This is a genomic window from Streptococcus mitis, assembly GCF_000960005.1.
GTDB lineage: Bacteria > Bacillota > Bacilli > Lactobacillales > Streptococcaceae > Streptococcus > Streptococcus mitis_CK.
On record NZ_JYGP01000002.1, the window covers coordinates 1,413,737 to 1,439,485 of the forward strand.

The window sequence follows — 25,749 nt, forward strand, 5'->3', positions numbered from 1 at the left end:
TCCTTTCTCTTTATGTTTACTTTTTGAAATTAAATTTCTTCTTTTTTGATAAATTCTGTACGAATCTCTTGTGGTGAAATGAGGCCTCTATGAACGGGGTATGGTCGTTCAAGTAGGTCAAGGAAGAGATGTTGACTTTCCGGTACACGCACATTTTCACTACACATATTGTAGTAACGAAGCACATAGCCTTCTCCATTTTCAGCTACCTTAAAGGCTGTTGGACAGATTTGCGGTATGCTGAGAACAAAATGGTTCAAGAGGCTACCAGTCGCAGCCACGCTTCCTTCTTGTTTAGCAATCTGAAGGCTAGTAAATGGTGTCTGCAAGGCTTTAGCACGACGATAGGCTGAGAAGCGTTCTTGAGCTTGGTGGCATTCAAGCGCAAACTCGACTTCAAACTCACGCAAGCATTGAGCTTCTGGTGTTGGGAAGTAACCCCAGTCACCTAGCTCACCTGATGCACGCAAAATAGTCACTGCAATAGTGTCGTCTCCAAGGATTTCGTATTCATTCAATCCCTTATTGGCTACCGTCACTCCTTTTTCATCGTCATACAGACTAACAAAGGCTTGTTGGTGTTGAGGATTTTCAGGATTTTCCCATGAAGCTGCTGGTTTGTTTGGTCGTGTCACCACCTCATAGATGCTTTCAGAATCATTGCTTGGACGCGTGTTATGAGTCTTGACCAAGAGACGGATACGGTGGTCTTTGGCAGTGTTAGTAAAGCGAGTCTTGCAACGGATTTGTGGGTTGTCAACAAAGACAGTCAACTCAGTTTCCAGAGGAATGCTTGTCAATTCTTCTGAACGTCCCGCCTCACGCTTCATAAACTCGATGATACCTTTTTGCTCTTCTTCTAGCTTTTCATCGGCACTGACAGGCACGGTCAATTCATGTTTGAGCAAAATCTTAGCGTAGCGAGCTGTGTTTTCCAAGACTTCGTAGCCCTTAAGCTCTGCATAGATTGGCTCTGTTCCTTTTGGTTGGAAATAGATATACTCATTTCCAATGTCCCCACGGTCTTCGAAGCGGATAAAGTCTTCATAGGCTTCGTGAGTTGTCTTGTCATAGACTGTGATGTTGTCATCCACACTCACCGTTACAAATGGTGTATCAATCACTCCGTTTTGGTAAATACCATCGCGGTGTTCTTGTTCTCCTTCCAGCAATTGGAAGGTTGTCCAAGAAAGCGGCGCTAGGTGAACTGGAATGGTCACGCGCACTTGTCGGGCGATACGAGCTTGGCGGAACTTGTCTTTTGGTAAATCGTACTCAAAATTAGCTCCGAGGTCTTCAATTTTAGCCTCTACAGGACGCCCATCCAAGTCCTCCACATGGTAACTTGGCAAGGTAAGAGCAGCCATCTTCTTGTAGCCTTCTGTTGGATGCAATTCCTTGAAATCACAAGTCGCAACATCAATCACTGTGCTGACAGTATCGACCTTATCATGCAAGCCTGTATTAATGACAGTAAAGAGATAGTCACTTTGAGCTTTAGCTGTAGCGATTTTACCCTTCCACTCGTTGAGCAGGTTGCTCTTAACAAAGTTTCCGACTTGATTAACCTTGGCAAAACGAGTTTCCATTTCGCGGTGAACTTCGTCCACGCTACAGCCACAGATACTATCATGCGGCGCATTTTGCAAAAGAGTTTTCCAAGCATAGGTCAACTGGTCCTTGTGGTTATGACCACCAGTGATGATAGTTAGTGGCTCCACTACTTGCTCTAGGAGGTTGCTATTTTCTTGGAAGGATTGTTTGAGATAAATACGAGATGAAGAAGTGTTGGCAAGTGTATACCAGCCGTCTGTTTCCTGACTGGTCAACTCACCTGTAACCGTTGATAACTGCTCTGGTAGGGCACTTTCCACAGCTTGGACATATTCATCAAAAGAACTGTGAACAAAGGTCACATCTGGGAAGAGTTCATTTGCCACACGAATGGCTTCACTCAGATTTTTCTGTACAGGCTGGTGGTCACAGCCGTTCATCATCAACCATTGGTTAGTCGAAGCGTAGGCACGCACATCTGACAATTTTTGTTTCCAGAAGGTCAAGGCCTCTTCTTTATCAACTGGGATTTCATTCCCGTTACTGTACCAGTTGGCAAAGAGGATACCGAGGACACGACTTCCGTCCGCACCCTGCCAGTACATTTCTGAAAACTGGGAAGTAAACTGCTCATCTTCGAGGACTTGGTTATCAAATCCAATCGGCTTCACACCACGACCAAAGGCTGCCACGTGAATGCCTGATTTTTGAAGAATTTGAGGCGCTTGTCCCATATTTCCAAAGGTATCTGGGAAGTAACCAACCTGAGTTGATTTGCCCCATTTTGCACATTCTGCTTGACCAATCAAGGTATTGCGGACATTGGCTTCACTTGAAATCAAGTAATCATCCTGCAAGATGTAAAAGGGACCAATTTTAAGTTTGCCTTGGTCGATGTAGCGCTGAACTTTGTCGCGATTTTCAGGGCGAATCTCCAAGTAGTCATCAAGGACAATGGTTTGACCATCCAAGTGGAAGCTCTTGAACTCAGGGTCATTTTCAAAGAGATCAAAGAGATTGTCAAATAATTCCACCAACTGCATACGGTGGCTTTCAAAAGGCAAGTACCACTCACGGTCCCAGTGACTATGTGAGATAATATGTACGACAACATTTTCCATGAAGTAAAACCTCATTCTAAATTTAAATTTTTATTGTTAACGTTTTAAATGTAAATTTGTGATTCTGACAAGAATCAGTGAAGCTAAAGTGAACTCCTTAGCGAATATCCAAGTAATCCAAGACTAACTCACAGAACATCATGTTGGCCCAAGAGAACCATTCACGAGAGTAGAGCGTTGGGTCGTCCACGTGGAAGCTTTCGTGCATGACACCCGTCCCCCCATCGCAAGCAACTAGCTGATCCAGCAAGAATTTCTTCTCTGCTTTATCTGTCGTTGTCAAGCCTTGGATAGACAGAGCGATTGGCCAGATATAGCGATAGAAGGTATGAGAACTTCCGAGACCGCTAGCGTATTCTCCTTGGTAGAAGTATGGATTTTCAGGGCTCAGAATGGTACGACGAGTTGCTTGATACACTTCATCATCGACCGAACAGTAACCCAGATAAGGTGCTGCCAGCAGACTTGGTACGTTTGGATCATCCATGATGCTAGCATTTCCCAAACCGTCTACTTCAAAGGCATAAATCTTTTCGCCCTTGCTGTTGCTTGTGTAGGCGTAGTTTTCAATTCCTTCTTGGATTTCATCCTGGAGACGCTTAGCGTCTGTGATAACACTCTCGCTATCAGCTAGATTCAATTCTGTAAAGATCTCTTGCACATAACCCAAGACTACTACAGCAAACATATTTGACGGAATCAAGTAACTATACTGACAGCAGTCATCACTCGGACGAAAGGCTGACCAAGTCATACCTGTCACTGCAAAATCAGGTCCAAAGCCATCATTTACCAAGGTGTCTTCCTTACGATCGGTATCACGAACAAAACGATAAGGAGAGTTCTTGTGGTCTTGTTCTACCTTCCACAGATGAAGAATTTCCTTTGTCGCTGCGACAAAAGTCTCATCAAACTGGCTAGTCTCGCCAGTCTCTTTCCAGAGGAGATAAGCCAACTGCAAAGGATAGCAAAGCGAGTCCACCTCATACTTGCGTTCCCAAATCCAGCCGTTAAGGTCTGTGTGGTCAGTCTCATGGTGACCCTTCCAGTTTTCCTCAATGTTAAAGGAGTTAGCATAGGGATCCTTAAGTACCAAGGCCATCTGACGTTTGACCAAACCTGCAATGGTCTGACGCAGGAGGGCATCTCTTTTAGCCACATGCAGGTAGGGTCTGAGTTGGGCTGTCGAATCCCGAAGCCACATAGCAGGAATATCCCCAGTCAAGACAAAAGTTGAACCATCTTCTAGAATTGCAACCGTATTGTCCAAGGTGTCTGTATAGCAACGCTCGAAAACATCCACCCACTCTGGATGGTCCTTAGCCCGCTCTGCCACTTCATCTAGCCATTCTCTAACAATTTCTTTTGAATAAATCATCGTGCAGTATCCTCTTTCAAACAAGTTTCATTTTCAGTATATAGCTTTTGAGACAGAAAATACATACACAAATGATAGTCATTTTTCTACAAAATAGTTATCTTTGAAACTCCTTCTCTAAAGGTTATCTTTTTCTGATATAATGTAGAAAAACAGCTAAAGGAAAGACTATGAAACCACTACTTGAAACCATCGATACCCGCTTTGGAACTGCCAGCAAGCATGCCTTTTCTCGGGGAAATACCCTGCCATACACAGGCGTGCCTTTTGGGATGAATTACTTTGTACCCCAGACCAGTAACCAGGAAGGATCTTGGTTTTTCGATCCGCATCTGCCTATCTTTCAGGGGATTCGATTAACCCACCAGCCCAGCCCTTGGATTGGCGACTACTCTTGGCTCCTCCTGACACCTGTCACAGGCCAGATTAGTGGAGACAGTCTCTTTCACCGCCAGTCTTCTTATGATATGGATAAGGCCTCTTTCCAACCTCATTATCTGAATATTTTCTCCCTGCGCTATCAGATTGAAAGCCAGCTTACACCGACTTGCTACGGTGCTTCTATTCGTTTGGAGCAAAAGCAAGGCAAAGCCCTCTCCCTCTACCTTCACGTAGCAGATAAGCTGACCGTGGAACAAGTAGATAAGCGAACTCTTGCCCTGCGACAAGAAGGGAAAACTGAAACCAACAAAAATCCACTAACGATGTTCACTACCTTGCAAATGAATACAGATATTCTTGCTATCAGCCAAGAAGGCGAAGACTGGCGAATCGACTTAGCAAGTAGCCATGCTGAAATTCAGCTAGGAACTTCTTTCATCTCTCCTTCTCAAGCACTGCTTAATCTACCTCAACAAGACTTCGATAATTGCAAAGCAAGTGCACAAAAAGATTGGGGAAATCTCCTCCATCGTTTTGACATTATAGAGACAGGAGAAGCTGACCGAACCTTCTTTGATCACTGTCTCTACAGACTCTTCCTCTTTCCTCAGACTTTTTATGAGGTTGATGAATCAGGACAAGTCATCCACATGGATCTGGCTACTGGAACTGTCAAGTCTGGTGTCCTCTTCAACAACAATGGTTTCTGGGATACCTTCCGAACCACCTTCCCCCTCTTTGCCCTTATCATACCGGAACACTACCACCGCTTTTTAGAAGGATTTCTCAATAACTACCGCGATACTGGTTTCCTTCCAAAATGGCTGGCTCCAGATGAACGGGGTATGATGCCAGGTACACTTTTAGACGGTATTATCGCAGATAGCGCCTGCAAGGACATGGCCCCCGACCTAGAAGAAGAACTCCTCCAAGCCATGCTTGAAACAGCCAGCAAGGCCGACCCTCTCGGCATCAATGGTCGTCACGGACTAGTCCAATACCAAGAACTAGGCTACCTCTCTACCGACCACCACGAAAGCGTCAGCCACACCCTAGACTATGCCTATAGTGACTTTTGTATCGCTAGCTGTGCTGAAAAACTAGGGAAAATAGAAATCGCTGAAACCTACAAGGCCGCATCACAAAATTACCGCCATCTATTTGACGCTGAGACAGGTTACATGCGAGCGCTTGATAGTCAAGGCAACTTCCGTCCTGACTTCTCTCCTTATAGTTGGGGACGCGACTATGCCGAATGCTCTCCCATCCAAGCAACTTTAGGCGTCCTCCACGATATCCCAGGCTTGATCCAGCTTATGGGTGGAAAAGAAGCCTTTAGCAACTATCTTTTAAAAGCCTGTCAGGAGGCTCCCCTCTTTGAGACAACAGGCTATGGTTACGAGATTCACGAAATGAGCGAGATGGCTACTGCTCCTTTTGGACAACTCGCCATTTCCAACCAGCCAAGCTTCCACATTCCTTATCTCTTCCGTTACAGCGATTACCCTGACTACACTGCTCTTCTCATCAAGACGCTCCGTCAGAAAGCTTTTCACCCAAGTTGGGAAGCCTATCCTGGCGATGAAGACAATGGCAGTCTCTCAGCCTGGTACATTTGGTCGTCTCTCGGATTTTATCCGACCTGTCCAGGCAAACCAATCTATGATCTCGGAATCCCTCTCTTTGACCACCTCCGTATCTACCTTGCTAAAGAAGGTAAATGGCTGGATATCTATACTAAACAAAACCACAGCCATTTCAATTTTGTAAAAGAATGCCGACTGGATAAAACACTCATATCAACTATTCAACACCAAAACCTCTTAAAAGCTGAACAACTAACCTTCACCCTCAGCTGGTTACCAAGTCACTAGCTAGTAGACAAAAGAACCTTTGTATCGTGCAAAGGCTCTTTTATTTTATGAAACTTGTACTTGAGCTTGATCAACCAGTTGTCCATCCACAGTTAGATTTAGATAGAAATCCAAGGTCTTATCAGCAGCAAAATACAGGGTTGGTAGGCACAAATCTTTTTTGCTTTCCCCTGCTTGGAATTGAAGGAATTGAATCTCGTCCTGATAGGCGACACCATGGACACCTGTCCCCGGTTGAATCGAAATCTTAGCCTCTAAAGAGGAGCTACTTTCGCTACGTTCAATCCTAAAATGAAGAGTCTCTCCCTTTGTCACAGCTAGACTTTTTTCTGCAAATGCCAGTCCCTGAACAACTTCTGTTTTTGATAAGCTAGGAGTTTTATAGAGGGAAATCTTGGTCAATACAGGCATAGATTGTGCCTCTGTAATTATCACGCGCACCTTCTGTGCCTCTACTAGCGGACCTCGCAAGAGACGCTTATGACCAACTGTGAAGCCCGTACCAAATTCCTGCCAGACGCCATCCACCTCTACTTGCACATGAAAAGCAGCGATTCGTTGCCCTAGCTTCAAATCTTCTCTTAACTCAATTACATCAAAAATTTTAGGTGACCCTAACTCAAGTTCTAACTGGATTGGCAAGCCTACGTCGCTTGCCCAAGAGCTAGTCTCAAGGCCGTCTGTCAAATGGCGACAAGCAAAGTCTGCGGAAAGAGCTGGACCAGATACCTCAGCTCCCAGAGCCAAATCTTCTTTATAGAGCTCATTGCGATAGGCCGCAAATTCATAGAGGCGTTCAATATCCTTTGCATCAAATAGCCCAGCTTGATTCGGCGGAATATTGAGCAAGAGTGGAGTTCCCCGACCCACCGAGTGAAAATAGATTTCGACCAACTCCTCAAGAGACTTAGGATCCTGGTCTTCATGGTAAAACCAACCTGACCGGATGGAAACATTTGCCTCTCCGATTGAAAAAATAGTGCCCGAGGGATCTCCGTGCTGAAGATAGTCCAGCTCTGCTTCTGTTCCTAGTTTGTCAGGATTCACCTTTTGCCATAGGGGATCACCTGCATACCCTCGTTCATTGCCAATCCAGCGGATACTAGTGCCTTCTGTTGAAAAAATCAAGCAATCTCCCTGCAGGTCACGAATGGTTTCAAACCATTTTTCAAATTCATAATTGACCTTTTGAGCGCCCTCTCCTCTGGCACCATCCATCCAGACCTCAGCGAATTTCCCTCCATTGCCATAGGCAGGATTTGATAAGATTTCCTTCAGCTGAGCCAGATAATAGGCATTGTAGTCCGCTTCTCGGTCCACATGATAGAGTGGGCTGTGGGCATCCCACGGTGACAGGTAGACCCCCATATCCATATCAAATTCTGTAGCAGCTTGGGATACTTCAAGGAGCAAGTCCCCCTCTCCACTCCTCCAAGGACTGCTCTTGACCGAATAATCTGTATGAGCCGTCGGATAGAGGACAAAGCCATCGTGGTGCTTAACCACCAAAATCAACTTTTTGAAGCCCGTTTCCTTGAGCACGCGAACCCACTCACGTGCGTCTAACTGTGTCGGGTTAAAGCGTTCAGGATCCTCCTGACCTGTCCCCCATTCCTGGTCATAAAAGGTATTGGGTCCAAAATGGATAAAGGCTGCTAGTTCATCCTCTAGATAAGCTAACTGGACCTGACTAGGCAAAGGTCCATGCGGTTTTATTTCTCTTACCATACTACTTCCTATCTACATTTTTCTTTACTTTTTTTGCATACACTTGCAATTCTGTTAACGCTAGTGGATTTACCAAGTTTTCAAATCGAAGACGAACAGCATAAGTTTTCACCTTGTCAAATTCAAAACGAAACTCCTCATCCTTGTCGCTTGAAACTTTTCGGATAGCTGATACAGGGCGCCAATTCTTCTCTTGTTTGAGCAAGGAACCCTTATCCAAATGGTTGGGAGTCCGAGGCAAGCTAGGCTCATTCCCTACATAATAATCGATATGGGTAGGATCCACCGCCATGTAGTCTTGATTTTCAACATAATACAAGGTCAGGTTATCCACAAATCGCGGTTTTAAAATCCCTGCATCTCCAAAAAGAATGCCCACACTGGCTTGCTCTGACTTGACAATCCAAGTATTGGCTATCGATTTCTTCCGAGCAATGACCTTGTCATTGAGGTAGGAGGCTGGGTGATTCGGCTCTGAGTGGGAAGTAAAGACCAGAGGCAGATTGGACCCTGTCCATTGATTGGAAATGACTTCTCCATCTACACTGGCATCTGTCACATGAATGGTGACTGTTGCTGGCAACTCACAGCCCGCTACCCGCCCTGTGAGAACGCATTCTCCTACCTGAGCATAGATTTGAGGCTTGAGTTCGTCCCAAGTAACCTTGGCCGTATCTCGTCTGCCATCTGATAAGACTAGCTTGACTCGGTCTGGTAAGTGTGGGGCTTCCTTGACAAGCGTCCAAACCCTTTCAGGCTCAATAGCGCAAATCCCTTGGACACAAACCTGAGCAGAAGCCTTTAAATCCAGACCCTCTAGCTGACCAGATACCGTAAACTCATGAAAGCTTGCCAAATCTTCTTCCGAGATTGCTTCCCAAACAACCTTGACTCGTTTTGCACCCCCGAACTCATAGTCCGCCAAAACTGAAGATGGAAGCTGTGGATAAGTTCCCTTAGCTGTATACAAGCGAAGTGGTCGTACAGAAAGTGCCTGCCCTAGTGAGGTATTTTCTGCGACCTGCAAGTGCATTTGATTGGTCTTCCCTTGATAAAAGGCGCGAATAGCCAAGTCCCCTGCAGACAAGCAATGAAGTACTCCCTGCTTGATAATGGCGTGAGCACTACCACTCGTTTCCCAAATCACTTCACTATTCCCCACCTTGTTCACAGGGTTATCCACAGTTTGTGGATAAAGTCCAATGGCTGGGGAATCCCCTTCTTGTAATCCTGCCTGCTTGTCCACTCGAATCTCAAATAAGCTCTGATTTTTCACTGGCTGGCAAGCCAAAGCCTCTCCCACTAAGAGATCAAAACTTGCTGGCTCTAGTCCTCTGCCACTAGCCTTTACTCTCACTTGACCTACCTGCTCCAAGCTCTGAACCAAAAGTACACCTCTGCCATGAAAGGCTTTCCTCTTAAAACGACCATTTTTCTGAGCCTTGTAACGTTCACGACTGGCCTGCCTACCATTATCCACACCCACAATGCGAGCAGGGCCTTCAATTTCAAAATGAAGCTGATTGGAAGCACTCGGCACCCAATTTCCATCCTTGTCCAATACATCAAAATAGAGATAAAGGAGGTCTTGTCCATCTGGTTTAAGTTGTGTTTTTTCGGCATGAAGCCCAATCTTAGCAAGCTTACCTGCAGTCACCACCCTATCTTCTGCCACAAGCTGACCTTGACAGTCATAGGCTACAGCATGCAATTCTCCTGGTTGATAAGGCAAACGCCATTCGAGATAGAGTTGGCCAGAACCTTCTCCCTCTTGGTATTTTCTGCCATCTGAAGTCCATTTTTCCTGAAAAGTCTTCCTACCTTGAGATTTTCCATTGAGAAATAGCTCTACCGAACTAGCATTTGAATACACCCGAACAGGTATATCCCCATACTTATCCACAACTTGTTGATAACTCTTGTGGATTTCCCAATTCCAATGGGGCAGGATATGAACCATGGGATGCTGATTTAGGTCCAACCACTGACTTTGATAGAGATAATAGTCATTTTTAGGAATCCCTGCCGTGTCCACAATCCCAAAATAGGAACTCTTGACAGGCGTGTCATTTTGATTGTGCCAGGGAGTCGGCTCACCGATATAGTCCACTCCTGTCCAGATAAACTGACCCGCATAGTCTAGCCGATTTCGATCTGCTATCCAAGAAGCCGTCGCCGTCTTCCCCCAAGGAACTCTATCATTGCCATAGTCTGACTGTTCAAAATTCCGCACGCGGCGATTATCTCCAACCCATTCCTTAGCTGGACGAAAATAGCTATCACGTGTTCGGGTAGCCGATGAGGTTTCAGAGCCGTAAAGTCGCCACTTGGGATGTCTTTTGCGAATCGCATCAATATTATCTTCCGAGTAATTTAAGCCCACCACATCCAGAAAATTGGCTATCTTTTCATGACCTCCAGAACCATCGCCAAAGCGGAATTGATCCATTCCCATGGTCACAAAACGACTATCATCAACCTCCTTGACCCTTTCTAGCAAGCGTTTGATAGTCTTCAATGAATGAGCATCACCATTTGCTTCGCTGACTTCATTTCCCAAGGACCACATAAAAATCGCTGGATTGTTCTTGCCACGCTCAATCATAGTACGCAAATCATAATCTGACCAGAAATCGCCTGCTTTCGCTTCTGGATGAGTCGCTTCTTCCTCAAAAAAGCGACCATAATCATATTCTTTCTTACCTCCATACCAGGTATCAAAGGCTTCTTCTTGGATGAGTAGGCCCATTTTGGCAGCTAGATCCAGCAAAATACTACTAGCTGGATTATGCGTGATCCGAATCGCATTGACGCCCATTTCCTTCATCTGGCGCAAGCGTCTCTCGGCAGCTGACCTATTTTCCACAGCTCCCAGCGCTCCATAGTCATGGTGCAGACAAACCCCATGAATCTTCAACCAGCGACCATTTAGAAAGAAACCCTTATCCGATTGCCAATCCATATAGCGGTAACCAAAGGTCTCCTCTTCTTCATTAACCAAAATGCCATTTTTGTAAAGACGAGTCTTCAATTGGTAAAGGTGGGGATGGTCAATATCCCAAAGCAAGGGTTGAAAAATTGATATGGCTTGTTGGAAAGAATATTTGTCCCCAGACTCAATCACTAGAGAGTCTGTTGCCTGCCAGTCTGACAGCTGTTGTCCATCATACCAGATACTCTGTTCTAAATACACCGACACGGACTGAGGTCCATCATTTGAAACCTTGCTTTCAAGCTGGGTTTCCACCCACGATTGTCTTTGCTCCTTGAGCTTGGGACTTACTATCTTAATCCCATATAAATCCAGATGCACCAAATCTGTAATCAACAATTCTACTTCTCGGTAAATACCGCTACCCGAGTACCAACGACTGCTAGGTTGCTGATTGTCCACAAAAACCGCAAGCTGGTTGGCCGTCCCATCATTTCTTAGATAAGGCGTGATATCATAAGAAAAAGGTGTGTAGCCATTGGGATAATAACCCAGCACTTGCCCGTTGATATAGACTTGGGCATTCATGTAAACCCCGTCAAACAACAAACGCACCGATACAAGACTGGCATCTTCTTCCAAGTAAAACTGTGTCCGATACCAGGCCTGACCCCCGTTTAACTGACCACCCTCATTTTGCGCTGGCGAATACTGGTCAAAATCATTGTAAATACTCCAGTCATGTGGCACTTGAATAACCTGCCAATTTTCCCTCTGAAAATCCGACGCCAAGGCCTCTTCCTTCCCCACCTCTTGGTTAAAAAACCAGTGATTTCGTAAAACTTCTTCTCTTCTCATACAAGCATTCCTCTTTAAACGAATCGATATAGTTGACTATAGCACAAAACAAAAGCGCTTTCAAGACTTCCTCCATCACTCCCTAAATACTCAGAAAAGATTCTATAATTTGTAGAGGAGGATTTATTCCTCAAAGCTACAAGGGTAATGCAAAAAGAGCCTGTTGCCAAGCTCTTTAGTCTATTATTTCTTCTCAGCACGTAGAGCTGACAAGATTTGTGTACGAATATCATCCACACCATTTGGCGTATTTGGTAAAAAGATGGTTTGATTTCCTTTAGAGGCAAAGGTATTCAAGGTATCCAAATACTGGTTGGTCAAGAGGATGGACATGATTTGTTCTTCTGTCATGCCAACATTGGCTTCCTTGAGTTCGGTGATAGACTCTGCTAAGCCATCCACAATCGCCTTACGTTGTTGGGCAATCCCCACACCATGGAGGCGATCTTTTTCTGCTTCGGCTTCAGCTGCAGTGACGATTTTAATCTTATCAGCTTCCGCCAATTCTTGCGCTGCGACCCGCTTGCGCTGCGCCGCATTGATTTCATTCATGGATTGCTTGACTTCTGCATCTGGTTCGACCTTGGTAATCAAGGTTTTCACGATAATATAACCGTAAGTAGTCATTTCTTCTGCTACTTGGTGTTGAACTTCAAGGGCAATCTCATCTTTTTTCTCAAACAATTCATCCAAGGTTAATTTGGGAACAGAAGAGCGAAGAGCATCTTCGATATAAGATTTAATCTGAGATTCTGGACGCATGAGTTTATAGTAGGCATCTGTTACGCTCTGCTCATTAACACGGTACTGAGTCGCTACATTCATCATAACGAACACATTGTCCTTGGTCTTAGTCTCAACCACAATATCGCTTTGCAACAAGCGCAACTGAATCCGCGCTGCAATCGAGTCAATCCCAAAAGGCAAGCGGATGTGAATACCGCTATTGGCAACCTTTTGGTATTTCCCAAAGCGTTCAATAATCGCCACCGACTGTTGACGAACCACATAAACTGTACTCAGTGTGACTATCACCAATAGGAGCACACAAACCACCACAAAAATCATCAAAAATGTTGTTACCATCGCGACGACCTCCATCATTATTTTTTTCTGTATTATAGCACATTTAAAGAAGGATGTGCAGTTTTTACTGCAATTTTTCCTGAAATGTCAATAATTAGAGGTGAATTGTCACATTGTCGTCAAATCTCTTGCTAAAACAACTCTTTATAAAAGGCAATCGTTTCTTCTAAGGTTGGCATAAATGGGTTTCCTGGTGCGCAGGCATCAATCAAGGCATTCTTAGAAAGGTATTCAAAGTCGAAATCTTTTTCTTCAATACCAAGTTCAGTCAATTTCTTAGGAATACCTACTGTCTCAGAAAGCTTCTCAATCTCAGCAATCGCATAATCGGCACACTCTTCATCTGATTTATCCTCTACATGGAGTCCCAAGGCTTTAGCAACATTGCGGAAAGCTTCTGGTACACGTTTAGCATTTTCACGTTCTATAACTGGTAGCAACATGGCACAGCAAACACCGTGTGGCAAGTTATATACTGCACCGAGTTGATGAGCCATTGAGTGAACATAACCAAGACCAGCATTGTTAAAGCTCATACCACCAAGGAAAATAGCATTGACCATACCTTCACGCGCTTCAATATCGTGTCCATTTGCTACAGCGCGAGGAAGGTATTCCTTGATAAGCTCAATAGCACCAATAGACAGTTTCTTGGTTACATCATAAGCACCAGGTGTTACCAAAGCTTCAACAGCGTGAGTCAGAGCATCCATACCTGTCGCAGCAGTCAAGGCTTGAGGTTTTGAAATCATCAATTCAGGGTCATTAACAGAGATAAGAGCAAGGCTATTCTTGTCAACCATTACCATCTTAACCTTGCGTTCTTCGTCGGTAATCACATAGTTAATGGTAATTTCTGCTGATGTACCTGCAGTAGTATTGATAGCTACAACTGGCAAGCCTTTTTTAGCAGACTTATGAAGCCCTTCATAATCCTGTGGTTTTCCACCATTTGTAGCCATGATAGAGATACAACTAGCTGCATCCTGTGGAGAGCCCCCACCAAGACTGATGATAAAATCACATCCATGTTCTTCCAAAGCAGCTACCCCATCTGTGACATTCTTACAAGTAGGGTTTGGCTCTACATCGCTAAAGATGACATATTCGATTCCTTCTGTATCTAGCGGTTTTAAAACCTTAGGCAAAATGTCACTTCCTTCGATAAACTTATCTGTCACCAAAAGTGCCTTTTTATAGCCAAGTTCCTTGATATAAGGACCCACTTCATTTACAACACCTTTTCCAATAAGGTTGACTGCCGGAACATAAAATGTAGCCATATAATTTTCCTCCTGCGCCTTCGCGCTATATATTTAACATCATTATATTACTTTTTGTATTCGTTTTCAATCATTTGTGAAATATCTAACAAATATTTTTAAAAGGAGTGGAATTTGACTATTATTTATGAGATCATTTTCCATCAGCAAACAAAACAAGTAGAACAGATATAGTTCAATCATTAAGCAATGTTGATGATCTGAATGTAGTGTGATATACTATTTTTGTCATCGGTTACCGATTACGTTCCTTACGGTTCGTGAGAGGAGGTGAAACTAATGAACCTTGCCCCAGAGCTCGTTCTTACTATTATAGCGGACGTCATAGCAGGAATTATCTTGTATTTCGTCTGCAAATGGCTAGATGGTAAGAAGTAGACCGAGTGACTAGCCTATCAACACCCGTTAAATCTCTAAGATACGTCAAAAAAGCCCTTAACTATGGCAGTAGTTAGGGGCTTTGGTGTTCTAATGAACCTTGTCCGTTAAAATTATTCTAACATATAAGCCCAAATATTTCAAGAGTTTTATTTATTGTTTAAAGTTCTGAAAGGTTTATAATGAAGTTACCATCTAGTATCCAAAAACCGACTAGCTCCTATGAACTAGTCGATTTCTCATCAATGCGCCAACATTTCTTGGGCAATTTCTTGGCCAGATAGGTTATCTGGGTAGTAGGTTGGCCAGTTATCCATTTCTTCAAAGAGGGCTTCTTGGCTTGTACCTCCAAAGAAGATATGGAAATGTTCTGCCTTAACTGGGGCGATATTGTGGTCACTAAACTGAACATACTTGAACTGTCCAGCGTCTGCATCCGTTGCTTCAAAGAGGAAGCGCACGCCACGATTGCCTTTCTTGTAAGTCAAGATTTTCTTACCAACATACTTGTAGGTGAATTTCTTACTTTGTCCACCTTGAACAAATTCCATAGTATTATCAGTGATGTTAATCTTAGTCACATCTGTCTGATAGCCTTTTGTATAGTAGGCCTTGTACTCAGCCTGAGTCATCTTACCAGTCAACTTAGCCTTGTAGTCAAAGACTTGATCAAAAGTTCCATCTTCAAGGAAAGGATAAACTGATTGCCAGTTACCTGCATAGTCACTCAAGGTGCGGTCCTTGACGTCTGCATCCTCAAAGTAACCATTTTGGACTGTCTTGGTATCCTCTGCCTTTTCAGGTTCGATTGCTGGGCCCTCTTGGTCCGTTGTTTGTTTCAAAGCCTTGAGGTTTTTCTCCATCACGGAAATATAGTTTTCACCAGCCTTGGTATCCTCTTCTGTCAGACTTTCTAAAGGATTAAGGACATCTGTTTTGACACCTGCCTCTTTTGAAAGTGTGTTAGCAAGGGCTTGTGAAGCATTTTCTTCAAAGTAGATATAGGCAATTTTATTTTTCTTGACATACTCTGTCAATTCTGCCAAACGTGCAGCTGATGGTTCTGCATCTGGAGAGAGACCTGAGATTGCGACTTGTTTGAGTCCATAGTCCAAGGCAAGATAGTTAAAGGCTGCGTGCTGCGTTACAAAGCTCTTTTGTTTGGCTTGAGACAAGCCTTCTGCATAAGCCTTATCCAAGGCTTGTAATTTTTCGATATAGGCAGCAGCATTCTTCTCAAAGGTCTCTTTTTTATCAGGATAATCTGCTGATAAACTGTCACGGATATGCTCTACTAGTTTAATGGCACGAACCGGTGACAACCAAACATGGGGATCGAACTCATGGTGATGGCCTTCTTCTCCATGGTCATGGTCTCCCTCTTCTTCCTCACCACCTGGCAAGAGCAACATATCGCCTGTCGCCTTGATGGTTTTCACCTTTTTCTTATCCAAAGTATCTAGCAATTTAGGTACCCATGTTTCCATGTTTTCATTTTCATAAACGAAGGTATCTGCGTCTTGTATTTTAGCAACTGCCTTGGCAGACGGTTCATATTCATGAGGTTCTGTCCCAGCACCGATGAGGAGCTCTACATTAGCCGTATCTCCTGCGACTTGCTTGGTAAATTCATAGACAGGGTAAAAGGTTGTCACAATATTTAGTTTGCCATCTGCCTGCTTTTGATTAGAACAAGCCACTAAAAACAAGGCACATAGACTGGCGAGTAATAAGCTAATTTTTTTCATGTTCATCTCCTATTTGATAAAACGTCTTACTAAACTAATGAGTAAAAAGACAGTTACAAAAATAATGGTAATACTTGCACTTGCAGGTGTTTCTGCATAGTAGGAAATGTAAAGTCCTGCTACCATTCCCAAAAATCCAATAGCACTGGCAAGCAGCATAACCGATTTAAAGTTTTTCCCCAGACGCAGGGCTATACTAGCTGGCAAGACCATAATGGTCGATACCAGAAGAGCTCCCGCAGCTGGAATCATAAGGGCAATGGCCACCCCCGTCACCATGTTAAAAAGAATGGACATGGTACGAACTGGCAAGCCATCCACAAAGGCCGTATCCTCATCAAAGGTCAGGATATACATAGGACGAAGGAAGAGGAAGGTCAAAATCAAGACAACCGCCGCAATGACAAAGAGGGAAATGACCTGCTCTTCGCTAATAGTCACGATTGAGCCGAAAAGGTACTGGTCCAAACTCATAGAACTAGAGCTTTTACCCTTGCTCATGACAATCAGAGAAACAGCCAGACCTGTTGACATGAGGATAGCTGTCCCGATTTCCATAAAGTTCTTGTAAACCGTACGGAGATACTCCAGGAAGACTGCCGCAATCAAGACAATGGCAATAGTAGAAATAGTCGGAGAAATTCCTAGAACCAGACCAAAGGCTACACCCGAAAGCGAAACGTGGCTAAGGGTATCACTCATCAAACTCTGACGACGCAAGATAAGGAAGGTTCCAAGAACTGGCGAGAAAAGACTCATAGCAATAACGGCCAGAAAGGCACGCTGCATAAAGTCATAAGATAATAAACTAAGCATGGCCTACCTCCTGATCATTCTCATGAACATTGAAACAACGCCATGGTGAGTCTTGGTTACGGACTAGATGGATATTGCGGTCCGCATAGTCCTTAACTTCTTCAGGGTCATGGGTAATCATCAAAACAGCCTTGCCATGATGATGGGCACTGTGGTGCATGAGTTCATAAAATTCATTTTTACTTCCTGCATCCATCCCCGTTGTAGGCTCATCTAGGATAAATACATCTGGGTCAGAAGCAAACATACGCGCGATCACCGCTCGTTGCTTTTGTCCTCCAGATAGAGACCCCAAGCGTTTGTCTCGGTGTTCCCACATACCAACTGAGTCTAAACTGGCCTTGATATGCTCCTCATCATGAGCATTCAAACGACGGAACCAGCCTTTTCGCGGATAGCGACCCGACTTGACAAACTCATAAACCGTACTTGGAAAACCAGCATTAAAACTGGCAATCTGCTGGGGAAGATAGGCTATTCTCAATTTCTTACCCTGCGTATTTATCGTTGAAATAGTCACCTTTCCAATGCGTGGCTGAAGGATTCCAAGACTGGCCTTGATTAATGTTGTCTTAGCTGCCCCATTCTCCCCTGTCAAGGTAACAAATTCCCCACTATCAACACTATAATTGATATGTTCAAGAACTGGCTCCTTATCATAATAGAAGGACAAATCCTCTACCGTAATATATCTCATTATTTGATTTCTCCTACTAAAGCAGTCAAAAACCGCTGAATCACTTTTTGTTCATTTGGAGTAAACTGAGTTGCCACTTGTTCATAGGTTAAAAGCGTATGCTCATGGTGATGGTGGTGCTCCTCAGCAATTGGACGAGCCAAATCAGTCAACTGATAAAAAATCACACGCGCATCCTTAGGATCTTTAGATGTTTCCAACATCCCTTCCTTGACCAAAGACTTAATGGCCTTGGTAACTGCCGCCTGACTGACATTGAGACGACGGGCCAATTCTGAATTTGTTAAAGATTCCTCTGACAAGAGCATGAGGATATGCTCCTGGGTATTGGTCAGAGCTACCTCGCTAGTGCAATGACCTATTAGGATTTCATGCTGATTTTCCGCCTGCAAAATCACCTCATTTAAAAAGGCATCGATATCCTTCGCTAGCTGTCTCATATCTGACTCCTTTCCTTTTAGACTTCTCTTTTTTAAGAGAAAAATACTATTCTTTAAAAAAAATTATTTACTGGTTAATTATATCACAACCAAAAAAAGAGTCAAGAAAAAACGTGAAAACTAGTTTCATCCTTGAACTCTTCTATACTATTATCTATTGAAATTCCTTGACATTTCCATCATAAGTCGCCCAATCTTTGCTGAAAAAACGCTCATTCAGATGATAAGTCGGAGCTGGTGTGGGATTGGATAGGAAAGGATCAACTGCCTTGTCAAAAGCCAACCAACCCAACCAACCAAGGTGAATGGTATCCTTCATAAAGAAAGGCTCCCCGCCATCCTTAGAAAAATCTGCTATATTGGTAAAACCTTGACTTTCTAACTGATAACGAATCTTTTGCACCGTTTGTTGGTACATATCCTCTCGTAGACCAGCGTAGTCCATCCATTTTTTATTAACAGGCGGAAGGATAAAAATCGGGTTTACCTTGGATTTAGAAAACTGTGTTAACACCAACTGCAAGTCATTATATTCTGGCGACTTGAGGTAGGTAAAATTTTTCTGAGAATCCTTTAATTTATTCAAATCCTTTTTAATCTGCGTATTATAGAAATAATTTTCCATTCCCAGATCATTATTGGAAGTATTCTTTTCTGCATCTGCTTTGACAACACCTTCTATAGCTTGATAAGAAAACTGATCTGGCAAGGTCTTTAAATACTTAGCTACATGCTTATCGTATTTGAAATAGCCTCTAACCGAAAACTGACCAAAAAAGGAAGCTTGGCGTTCATTAAAACGAGCCAACAATTCAATCATTTCATTGTCTGCCATCGACAATTCTTCTTTACTTGCCAACTTCTGAACTAGATCCTTCAAAGCTACATTTGGAAACTGCTGCAGTAAGCGGGTCGCTGCATATTGACTAGCCTGATCTCCAGATTGATGTTCCAGAAAACTCGTCAACTGATCCCCATTAAAATACTGCTGGAAGGCTGCTGGCTCATAGCCATTTTTACTAAACCACTGGGGCGAAATGACATATACAACTTGTTTATTCTCCAGTTGTGGCAACATCTGTTGCATCCCAAAATACTGGTTGAGCGATGCAGCTCCCCTCTGTCCTAAAAGATAGGGGCGATAAGAGCGGTTGTATTTCTCAGCCAATACCGCAGGATGGGCACCGTCAAAACGAAGCCATTCACTGGAGCCAAAGAAGGGAACAAAACGCATATTTGGATCAGATAAGGCTCTGACCTTTTGACTCCGCTCCTTAAAACTTTCAATGGTAGTAGCCACCGCCGAACGCTTTTCAGCTCCCAGATCATGGCGCATCTCAGCAGGATAGAAAAAGATAAGCAGACAAACCAACAAACCAGCTATCAAGACCGGTCCGAAGATCATCCATAAGCGTTTAAGCATTTTGTAGCTCCACAATGCCAGCTATAATTTTATTAGCTGTATTCCAGTCATCGCGACCAAACTCTGTTACAGGGACACGAATGTCAAAACGGTTTTCAATCTCCACAATCAACTCGACCGTTCCCATACTATCCAAGACACCTGCGTCAAAAAGATCTTCATCCATCATGTCAGAAACATCTTCCATAAACAACTCATCAATAATTTCGATAACTTCTGATTTGATATCCATATTTTATTTCCTTTATTTTTTAAACCATAAATCATTCAAAAATCCAGAAAAGATCAAGAATGACAGCATGACGACATGGAAGGTGATAACCATGCCAAGCAACTGAATCCAGCGATTCTCAGGTAGAGCAGCCTTCCCTGCTTTTTTCCGTTCCTTATTGAGCGTTTTTTTCTTGCGAATCCAAGCGTCATTGATAACCAGTCCAATCCCATGAAAGAGTCCATAGGCGATATAGTACCAGGTCACACCGTGCCAAAATCCCATAATCAGCATATTTACAATATAGGCCACGCTTGAGGTTACATTGCGATTCTTAAAGACCTTCTTTCTGGTCAACACCATCACCATTCGCATAAAGACAAAGTCACGGAACCAGAAAGAAAGGCTCATATGCCAACGATTCCAAAACTCTTTTAAATCCCTAGACAGAAAGGGCTTATTAAAGTTGATAGGGCTACGGATTCCCATTAAGTTTGAGATAGCCAAGGCAAACATAGAGTAACCTGCAAAATCAAAGAAAAGCTCCAAACCAAAGGTATACATAACTGCCAAGGCATAGGGGTTAAAGAAGCCACCTGACTGCAGGGCTAGATTCTTCAGAGGAGGTAGTAAAGTTTCTCCTAAAACATGAGCCAGGATAAACTTGTACAAAAATCCCCACATGATATAGCGAACGGATTCTTCCAGCATATTCATCAACTCATCCCGCTCAGGAATGGTCTGATAATTTTCATTAAAACGCTTAAAGCGATCGATTGGACCACTTGAAAAAGTCGGCATAAAGAGAAGAAAACGGAGGAATTCCCAGAGGGTAAAATCCTTAATCACTCCATCTCTCAGCTCGATGATAATCCCAACCGAACGAAAGGTCAGGTAAGAAATTCCCAAAAATCCAAGCAAAGACTGCGTTCCATTGATAGCTGGCTGCACCTTGACAAAGATAATCGGAAGGAGGGACAGAAAACTAACTAGGTAGAATACCCACTTGCCATCCTTACTTTTTCGATAGTGCTTGTAGAAAAGCAAGAGCAATATTTCCCAGCAAAGGTAAATACCCAAGGCAGCTAGTTGATTGGTCTTTCCACCCACCAACATGGTGATGATAAAGAAGAGACTTACCAGCACTTCATACCAGGCAAAGCGTTTCTTGAAAAAGAGGCCTATAAAGATGGGCAAGGTTGCAGCAATCACATAAACAAAATACTGAGGATTGCCATATGGCTCTAAATGAGGAAGCTGTTGAAAGAACTCCATCATCTCTTATTCACCTCGTTAATCAATCCTTTGATGTCAATCTTTCCATTTGGAGTCAGTGGCAAACTGTCTCGATAAAGGAATTTAGACGGCATCATGTAGGACATCATGATATCTGTTAAATCTTCCTTGATAGCCTTGGTAATATCAATATCTCGCTCAAACTGCTCACGAACACCGTCTTTCAAGATGACATAAGCCAATAGATTTTGCACCTTGTGGTCTTTATTATAACGTGGCACAGCTACAGCAGACTCGATAAAGCGAGACTTATTGAGGTTTTGAGAGACATCTTCTAACTCAATGCGGTAACCGTTGAACTTAATCTGGAAGTCCATACGTCCGCCGTAGAGAAGCAAGCCCTCATCTGTCATGGTTCCCACATCGCCTGTATGGTAGGCTGGCAGATCTTCAAACTCAAAGAAGGCTTCTGCTGTTTTTTCAGGATTGTTCATATAACCTTTTGAAACAGCTGGTCCTGACACAATGATTTCTCCCTGTTCACCATTTGGCAGTTTCTTGCCATTCTCATCAATGATAAAGGTTGGAGAATCAGCCTTGGTATAGCCGATTGGTAGGCGTTTGAGAGTCGCCAACATCTCGTCTGTCACAGCAACAGCTGACAAGGCTACTGTCGCTTCTGTTGGGCCGTAGGCATTGATAATACGGGCATTTGGGAAACGTTCGCGTAGTTTTTGAGCCGTTTTGACCGTCAATTCTTCTCCATCAAAGTAGAAATGCGTGATGTCAGGCATTTTCTCGCTATTAAAGTCTTCTGATAACATGGCCATATCCGCAAAAGAAGGGGTTGATGTCCAGATAGCGATTGGCAATGAAAAGATGGTCGCAAAGAGTTGCTTAAAGTCCTGAGTAATGGCTGAAGGAAGAGCGAAGAGCGTACCACCTAATGCCAAGGTCGGAGCCCAGTACATGACAGACAGATCAAAAGAATAAGGTGGCTGAGCCAGCATTTGCGGACGACTTGGCGTCGCAAATTCCTTATCCGTAATCATCCAGTTGGTAAAGCTGAGGAGGTTATCATGGGAAATCTGCACTCCCTTAGGCTTACCAGTCGTACCAGAAGTAAAGATAATGTAGTAGTTATCATCTCCCTTGACTGGATGCGTGATCTCATAGCTTGTCCCTTGAGCAAAGGCTTCTTGAACCTGAGCTAGAGTCATCATCGGTGTAGAAACCTGCTCCAATGGAAATTCTGAGATGGCAATAATCAAACTTGGCTCTGCTACTTCTAAAATAGCTGAAACTCGCTCCAAGGCCGAATGGCTATCAATTGGAATGTAGGCATGACCTGACTTAGTCAGCGCTACAAAGGTTGCCAACATTTCATATTCTTGGCCGCCAAAAACAACCACAGGAGACTTCTCAGGCAAGCCTAGTTGGTCAATGGCTGCAGCCAAACTATCCGAATCAGCCTTCAAATCTCCATAAGTGTGTTCCTGACCCAAAACATTATAAACAGGATAGCTAGGCTGGGTCTGAGCAAAATGCTCAATGGTTTCAATCATATCTGCTATTGGTTTATTTGACACAATAGGGATTCTCCTTCAAGTTAAAATTCATTATAGATAAAGCTTCCTTGACCCTGACCAAGATAGCTAAAAAAGTAAAGCAGCCCCAGAAAGATAAGAAAATACAAGGCTGTCCGACCAAGAAAGAGGTACAATTCTTTTCTCTGTTTCATCAAGAAAAACCATTCATTTCTGTAATTTTTCGCTAAAATAAGAGTGATTCTTACTAGCTTATTTTTCTACCATTGTACCACTTTATATAGTATTTTTTCAATTGTTTGCCGTAGATTTTCATTATATTTAAGCTAATTTTAAAATTATGCGGTTTTTCTATGTATATTTTTAAAAAAGCCTGAGATTTTCATCTCAAGCTTTATCAACATAATTGTTTTCTAGATTAGAAAAGTGAGAATACAAGCACGGCCAAGGCTGCACCGATAACAGGTCCCACAACAGGAATCCAGGCATAAGACCAGTCTCCGTCTCCCTTGTTTGAAATTGGAAGGATACTGTGCATGATACGAGGTCCAAGGTCACGTGCAGGGTTCAAGGCATAACCTGTTGTCCCACCTAGTGATAGACCGATACCGACAATCAAAGTTCCCACTGCAAAGGTTCCGATTCCTGCTTGAAGGTCATAAAGTCCCAAAGCAAAGATTGTCAATACCAATACAAAGGTGCCAAGGATTTCGCTAATCAAGTTTGATACAGTATCTTTTATAGCTGGGCCTGTGCTGAAAGTAGCCAAAATATTTCCTGCATTTTCTTCTGCCTCATAATGTGGCTTGAATTGCAACCAAACCAAAATCTGACCGAGCATAGCCCCTGCGAACTGGGCTAAGATATAAGGCAAAACGGAAGCCCAAGGTAAATCACCTTTTAAAGCCACACCAATTGTCACAGCTGGGTTTAAATGAGCTGGACTGAGCTTGCCAGATACAAATACTGCAACCGCAACTGCAATCCCCCAACCCATGGTAATCACAATCCAACCTGAGCTATTGCTCTTAGTTTTAGGAAGAACCACACCTGCAACAACACCATTTCCTAGAAGAATCAGGATTAAAGTTCCCAAAAATTCTCCAAATAATTCATTCATCATCTTTCTATCTCCATTAAAAAGAAGGGGCGGGCGACAAGGATTGTTGCCCGCCGCCTCTTTTATTTTTTCTTAATTTTTTAATTCTGCTAAATCGTTGTTAGCAAGAGCTGCTTCGACATCCGCACGGTAAGCGGCTTTTTCTTCTTCAGTCCAGTCATAGAATCGTCCCATTTCATCCAAAACTGGCTCAACGATGCTATCCAAACTATCACGCATAAAGAGCATGTGGTTGGTACGACGAAGGAGGAAGTCAACTGGGCTCAGAGCCAACTCATTGCGCATTGCATAGTGAAGGGACAAGGTATCTGCCAAGCTGAGTCCTGGTGCTTGTTCTAAACTATGAGCAAGAGCAAAGACTTTCGGTGCATTTGAACCATAAAGATTTGCTAGGTAATGAGCTTCCTTGCTATCCAAACCACGTGACACTCCAAGTTGCGCAAAGGCTTCGATTTCTGAGTCCACATTTGCTGGGTTCAATTCCCCACCTGAAACAGGGTAAGTCTTAGAATTGATGAGTTTAAAGCTACGGTCAAATTCTGCTTTGAGGATGTCAACCACGCGCTCCATAGCTCCTTCAGCCATCTTACGGTAGTCTGTGATTTTACCACCAGCAAGGGTCAAGAGACCATTATCATCTCGGTCCAAGCTAGAACCACGAGAAACTGCAGATGGGTCCAAATGTTTCTCAGAGGTACTGCTTTCAAGCTTGCTAACAGCAGCCTCTACATCTTCACGAGTTTTTTCTTTAGAGAGATAAGATTCAACAGTCGTAATCAAGTTGTTAAAGCTTTCATCACTGATGGTTCCGTTATTTCCTCCATTGTAGTCAGAAGCGCTATTGCCTGCGATCAATGGACGAAGACCTGCCCAGCTGCTTTCGATATCATCAATAGTAATGTTGGCTTCTGGGAAGCGGTTATTGACAATGCCAAGTAGGTAATCTACATCTTCCTGCGTCACTTTTGGATGTTCCAAATCACCTGTGTAGTCTGTATCCGTTGTACCGAAGTAAGTCTTGTTTTCACGTGGGAGAACAAAGACCATACGGCCATCACCCAAACCTGTATCAAAGTAAACTGGCTGTGAAACCTTGATCTTGCTTGAATCCACTACCAAGTGAACTCCCTTAGTTGGACGCATTTGTGAGAATTGTGTTCCCTTATTAGACAAATTGCGCACCTTGTCGCTCCAAGGACCTGTTGTGTTAATAACCAGACGGGCCTTGATTTCAAAGACTTGGTCTGTCAAGAGATCACGAGCTACAACACCTGTAATCTTGCCACTTTCGTCAAATAGGAAGCCTTCTGCCTTCACGTGGTTAGCAATGAGGGCACCGTCCTGGTTGGCACGTTTGATGTTTTCGATCACGAGACGAGCATCGTTGTTACGGAAGTCAAGATAAACTCCACCTCCTACCAAACCTTCTTTCTTCAAGTTTGGCTGGCGTTCCAAGACTTCTTCCTTGCTCAAAACCTTGTTAGCAGCTGGTGTGTTGTTGACACCTGCCAAGAGGTCGTAAAGATCCATAGCTACTTTAAGACGGAAGAGGCTAAAAGTAGCTCCATCTTCATCGTAAACTGGCAAGAGCATTGGGTCTGGTTTCGGAATGTGTGGAGCGATTTGTTGAACCACTGCACGTTCAGAAACTGTATCTGATACCACTTCTACATCAAATTGCTTAAGGTAACGTAGTCCTCCATGAACCAATTTTGTTGAACGGCTGGATGTTCCTTCTGCGAAGTCCTGCATTTCAATCAAACCAGTATCTAGACCACTAGCTGCCGCCTGCAAGGCTACACCAGCACCAGTGATACCTCCACCGATAATCAAGAGGTCCAAGGTACGTTCCTGCATTTTTTGAATTGATAATTCACGTGTTTTCTTTGAAAATTCCATATTTACACACTTTCTAACTGAGTCGCTTTATTCTTCCAG

Annotated in this window: 18 protein-coding genes; 1 reads left to right on the forward strand and 17 read right to left on the reverse strand. The window is 43.5% G+C overall.

From position 1 onward, the window contains the following. Positions 1–29 precede the first annotated feature (29 nt). Together TZ90_RS08190 and TZ90_RS08195 are read right to left on the reverse strand one after the other, a co-directional pair. The gene (locus TZ90_RS08190; RefSeq protein ID WP_045612447.1) at positions 30–2,675 is read right to left on the reverse strand and encodes an alpha-mannosidase; all 2,646 of its coding nucleotides are present in this window, start codon (positions 2,673–2,675) and stop codon (positions 30–32) included. A gap of 97 nt (positions 2,676–2,772) precedes the next feature. Continuing rightward, on the reverse strand, positions 2,773–4,053 hold the full coding sequence (locus tag TZ90_RS08195) for a glycoside hydrolase family 125 protein (protein ID WP_045612448.1): 1,281 nt from the start codon (positions 4,051–4,053) through the stop codon (positions 2,773–2,775). A 170-nt stretch (positions 4,054–4,223) separates the two neighbouring features. Here TZ90_RS08195 and TZ90_RS08200 point away from each other — a divergent pair, with 170 nt between their 5' ends. Further along, positions 4,224–6,308 carry a GH92 family glycosyl hydrolase gene (locus TZ90_RS08200; protein ID WP_045612450.1) on the forward strand — a complete coding sequence of 695 codons (2,085 nt, stop codon included), beginning with the start codon at positions 4,224–4,226 and terminating at the stop codon, positions 6,306–6,308. 45 nt (positions 6,309–6,353) lie between these two features. On the opposite strand, the gene TZ90_RS08205 is transcribed toward TZ90_RS08200, so the two are convergent. From TZ90_RS08205 to glpO, 15 genes are all read right to left on the reverse strand, one after another. Further along, a complete protein-coding gene (locus tag TZ90_RS08205) occupies positions 6,354–8,036 on the reverse strand; it encodes an alpha-L-fucosidase (RefSeq protein WP_045612451.1) in 1,683 nt (560 codons plus the stop codon). A gap of 1 nt (position 8,037) precedes the next feature. Beyond that, on the reverse strand, positions 8,038–11,826 hold the full coding sequence (locus TZ90_RS08210; protein WP_052691056.1) for a glycoside hydrolase family 2 TIM barrel-domain containing protein: 3,789 nt from the start codon (positions 11,824–11,826) through the stop codon (positions 8,038–8,040). Between the two features lie 183 nt (positions 11,827–12,009). Further along, a complete protein-coding gene (locus tag TZ90_RS08215; RefSeq protein WP_004235732.1) occupies positions 12,010–12,894 on the reverse strand; it encodes an SPFH domain-containing protein in 885 nt (294 codons plus the stop codon). Positions 12,895–13,043: 149 nt separating this feature from the next. Further along, on the reverse strand, positions 13,044–14,195 hold the full coding sequence (locus TZ90_RS08220) for an iron-containing alcohol dehydrogenase (RefSeq protein ID WP_045612453.1): 1,152 nt from the start codon (positions 14,193–14,195) through the stop codon (positions 13,044–13,046). A 620-nt stretch (positions 14,196–14,815) separates the two neighbouring features. Then, positions 14,816–16,321, reverse strand: coding sequence for a zinc ABC transporter substrate-binding lipoprotein AdcA (adcA, locus tag TZ90_RS08225; RefSeq protein ID WP_000724064.1), 1,506 nt, complete (start codon positions 16,319–16,321; stop codon positions 14,816–14,818). Between the two features lie 9 nt (positions 16,322–16,330). Then, positions 16,331–17,137, reverse strand: coding sequence for a metal ABC transporter permease (locus tag TZ90_RS08230; protein ID WP_045612455.1), 807 nt, complete (start codon positions 17,135–17,137; stop codon positions 16,331–16,333). Continuing rightward, positions 17,130–17,834 carry a metal ABC transporter ATP-binding protein gene (locus TZ90_RS08235; protein ID WP_001269497.1) on the reverse strand — a complete coding sequence of 235 codons (705 nt, stop codon included), beginning with the start codon at positions 17,832–17,834 and terminating at the stop codon, positions 17,130–17,132. Before TZ90_RS08235 ends, TZ90_RS08230 begins: the two co-directional genes overlap by 8 nt. Next, positions 17,834–18,274: a zinc-dependent transcriptional regulator AdcR gene (gene adcR / locus TZ90_RS08240; protein WP_001249308.1), complete on the reverse strand. Its 441-nt coding sequence runs from the start codon at positions 18,272–18,274 to the stop codon at positions 17,834–17,836. The genes TZ90_RS08235 and adcR overlap by 1 nt, the downstream gene beginning before the upstream one ends. Before the next feature lie 154 nt (positions 18,275–18,428). Beyond that, positions 18,429–19,697, reverse strand: coding sequence for a D-alanyl-lipoteichoic acid biosynthesis protein DltD (gene dltD, locus TZ90_RS08245; protein WP_045612457.1), 1,269 nt, complete (start codon positions 19,695–19,697; stop codon positions 18,429–18,431). Continuing rightward, positions 19,690–19,929, reverse strand: coding sequence for a D-alanine--poly(phosphoribitol) ligase subunit DltC (dltC, locus tag TZ90_RS08250; RefSeq protein WP_000351967.1), 240 nt, complete (start codon positions 19,927–19,929; stop codon positions 19,690–19,692). The genes dltD and dltC overlap by 8 nt, the downstream gene beginning before the upstream one ends. A gap of 12 nt (positions 19,930–19,941) precedes the next feature. Further along, positions 19,942–21,186 carry a D-alanyl-lipoteichoic acid biosynthesis protein DltB gene (gene dltB / locus TZ90_RS08255; protein WP_045612459.1) on the reverse strand — a complete coding sequence of 415 codons (1,245 nt, stop codon included), beginning with the start codon at positions 21,184–21,186 and terminating at the stop codon, positions 19,942–19,944. Further along, complete coding sequence (gene dltA, locus TZ90_RS08260) at positions 21,183–22,733, reverse strand: D-alanine--poly(phosphoribitol) ligase subunit DltA (RefSeq protein ID WP_045612460.1); 1,551 nt, start codon at positions 22,731–22,733, stop codon at positions 21,183–21,185. The genes dltB and dltA overlap by 4 nt, the downstream gene beginning before the upstream one ends. Before the next feature lie 20 nt (positions 22,734–22,753). Then, positions 22,754–22,885, reverse strand: a complete 132-nt coding sequence (locus TZ90_RS08265) for a teichoic acid D-Ala incorporation-associated protein DltX (RefSeq protein WP_000813667.1) — start codon at positions 22,883–22,885, stop codon at positions 22,754–22,756. Between the two features lie 224 nt (positions 22,886–23,109). Beyond that, a complete protein-coding gene (locus tag TZ90_RS08270; RefSeq protein WP_004255366.1) occupies positions 23,110–23,814 on the reverse strand; it encodes an MIP/aquaporin family protein in 705 nt (234 codons plus the stop codon). A 69-nt stretch (positions 23,815–23,883) separates the two neighbouring features. Next, entirely contained in the window at positions 23,884–25,710 is a 1,827-nt protein-coding gene (gene glpO / locus TZ90_RS08275; protein ID WP_045612462.1) for a type 1 glycerol-3-phosphate oxidase, read from the reverse strand. Positions 25,711–25,749: the final 39 nt, after the last annotated feature.

Excerpts from the sequence above, each read along its gene's own strand:
- TZ90_RS08190 (WP_045612447.1), bottom strand. The coding sequence starts at position 2,675 with ATGGAAAATGTTGTCGTACATATTATCTCACATAGTCACTGGGACCGT.
- TZ90_RS08195 (WP_045612448.1), bottom strand. The coding sequence starts at position 4,053 with ATGATTTATTCAAAAGAAATTGTTAGAGAATGGCTAGATGAAGTGGCA.
- TZ90_RS08200 (WP_045612450.1), top strand. The coding sequence starts at position 4,224 with ATGAAACCACTACTTGAAACCATCGATACCCGCTTTGGAACTGCCAGC.
- TZ90_RS08205 (WP_045612451.1), bottom strand. The coding sequence starts at position 8,036 with ATGGTAAGAGAAATAAAACCGCATGGACCTTTGCCTAGTCAGGTCCAG.
- TZ90_RS08210 (WP_052691056.1), bottom strand. The coding sequence starts at position 11,826 with ATGAGAAGAGAAGAAGTTTTACGAAATCACTGGTTTTTTAACCAAGAG.
- TZ90_RS08215 (WP_004235732.1), bottom strand. The coding sequence starts at position 12,894 with ATGATTTTTGTGGTGGTTTGTGTGCTCCTATTGGTGATAGTCACACTG.
- TZ90_RS08220 (WP_045612453.1), bottom strand. The coding sequence starts at position 14,195 with ATGGCTACATTTTATGTTCCGGCAGTCAACCTTATTGGAAAAGGTGTT.
- adcA (WP_000724064.1), bottom strand. The coding sequence starts at position 16,321 with ATGAAAAAAATTAGCTTATTACTCGCCAGTCTATGTGCCTTGTTTTTA.
- TZ90_RS08230 (WP_045612455.1), bottom strand. The coding sequence starts at position 17,137 with ATGCTTAGTTTATTATCTTATGACTTTATGCAGCGTGCCTTTCTGGCC.
- TZ90_RS08235 (WP_001269497.1), bottom strand. The coding sequence starts at position 17,834 with ATGAGATATATTACGGTAGAGGATTTGTCCTTCTATTATGATAAGGAG.
- adcR (WP_001249308.1), bottom strand. The coding sequence starts at position 18,274 with ATGAGACAGCTAGCGAAGGATATCGATGCCTTTTTAAATGAGGTGATT.
- dltD (WP_045612457.1), bottom strand. The coding sequence starts at position 19,697 with ATGCTTAAACGCTTATGGATGATCTTCGGACCGGTCTTGATAGCTGGT.
- dltC (WP_000351967.1), bottom strand. The coding sequence starts at position 19,929 with ATGGATATCAAATCAGAAGTTATCGAAATTATTGATGAGTTGTTTATG.
- dltB (WP_045612459.1), bottom strand. The coding sequence starts at position 21,186 with ATGATGGAGTTCTTTCAACAGCTTCCTCATTTAGAGCCATATGGCAAT.
- TZ90_RS08265 (WP_000813667.1), bottom strand. The coding sequence starts at position 22,885 with ATGAAACAGAGAAAAGAATTGTACCTCTTTCTTGGTCGGACAGCCTTG.
- TZ90_RS08270 (WP_004255366.1), bottom strand. The coding sequence starts at position 23,814 with ATGATGAATGAATTATTTGGAGAATTTTTGGGAACTTTAATCCTGATT.
- glpO (WP_045612462.1), bottom strand. The coding sequence starts at position 25,710 with ATGGAATTTTCAAAGAAAACACGTGAATTATCAATTCAAAAAATGCAG.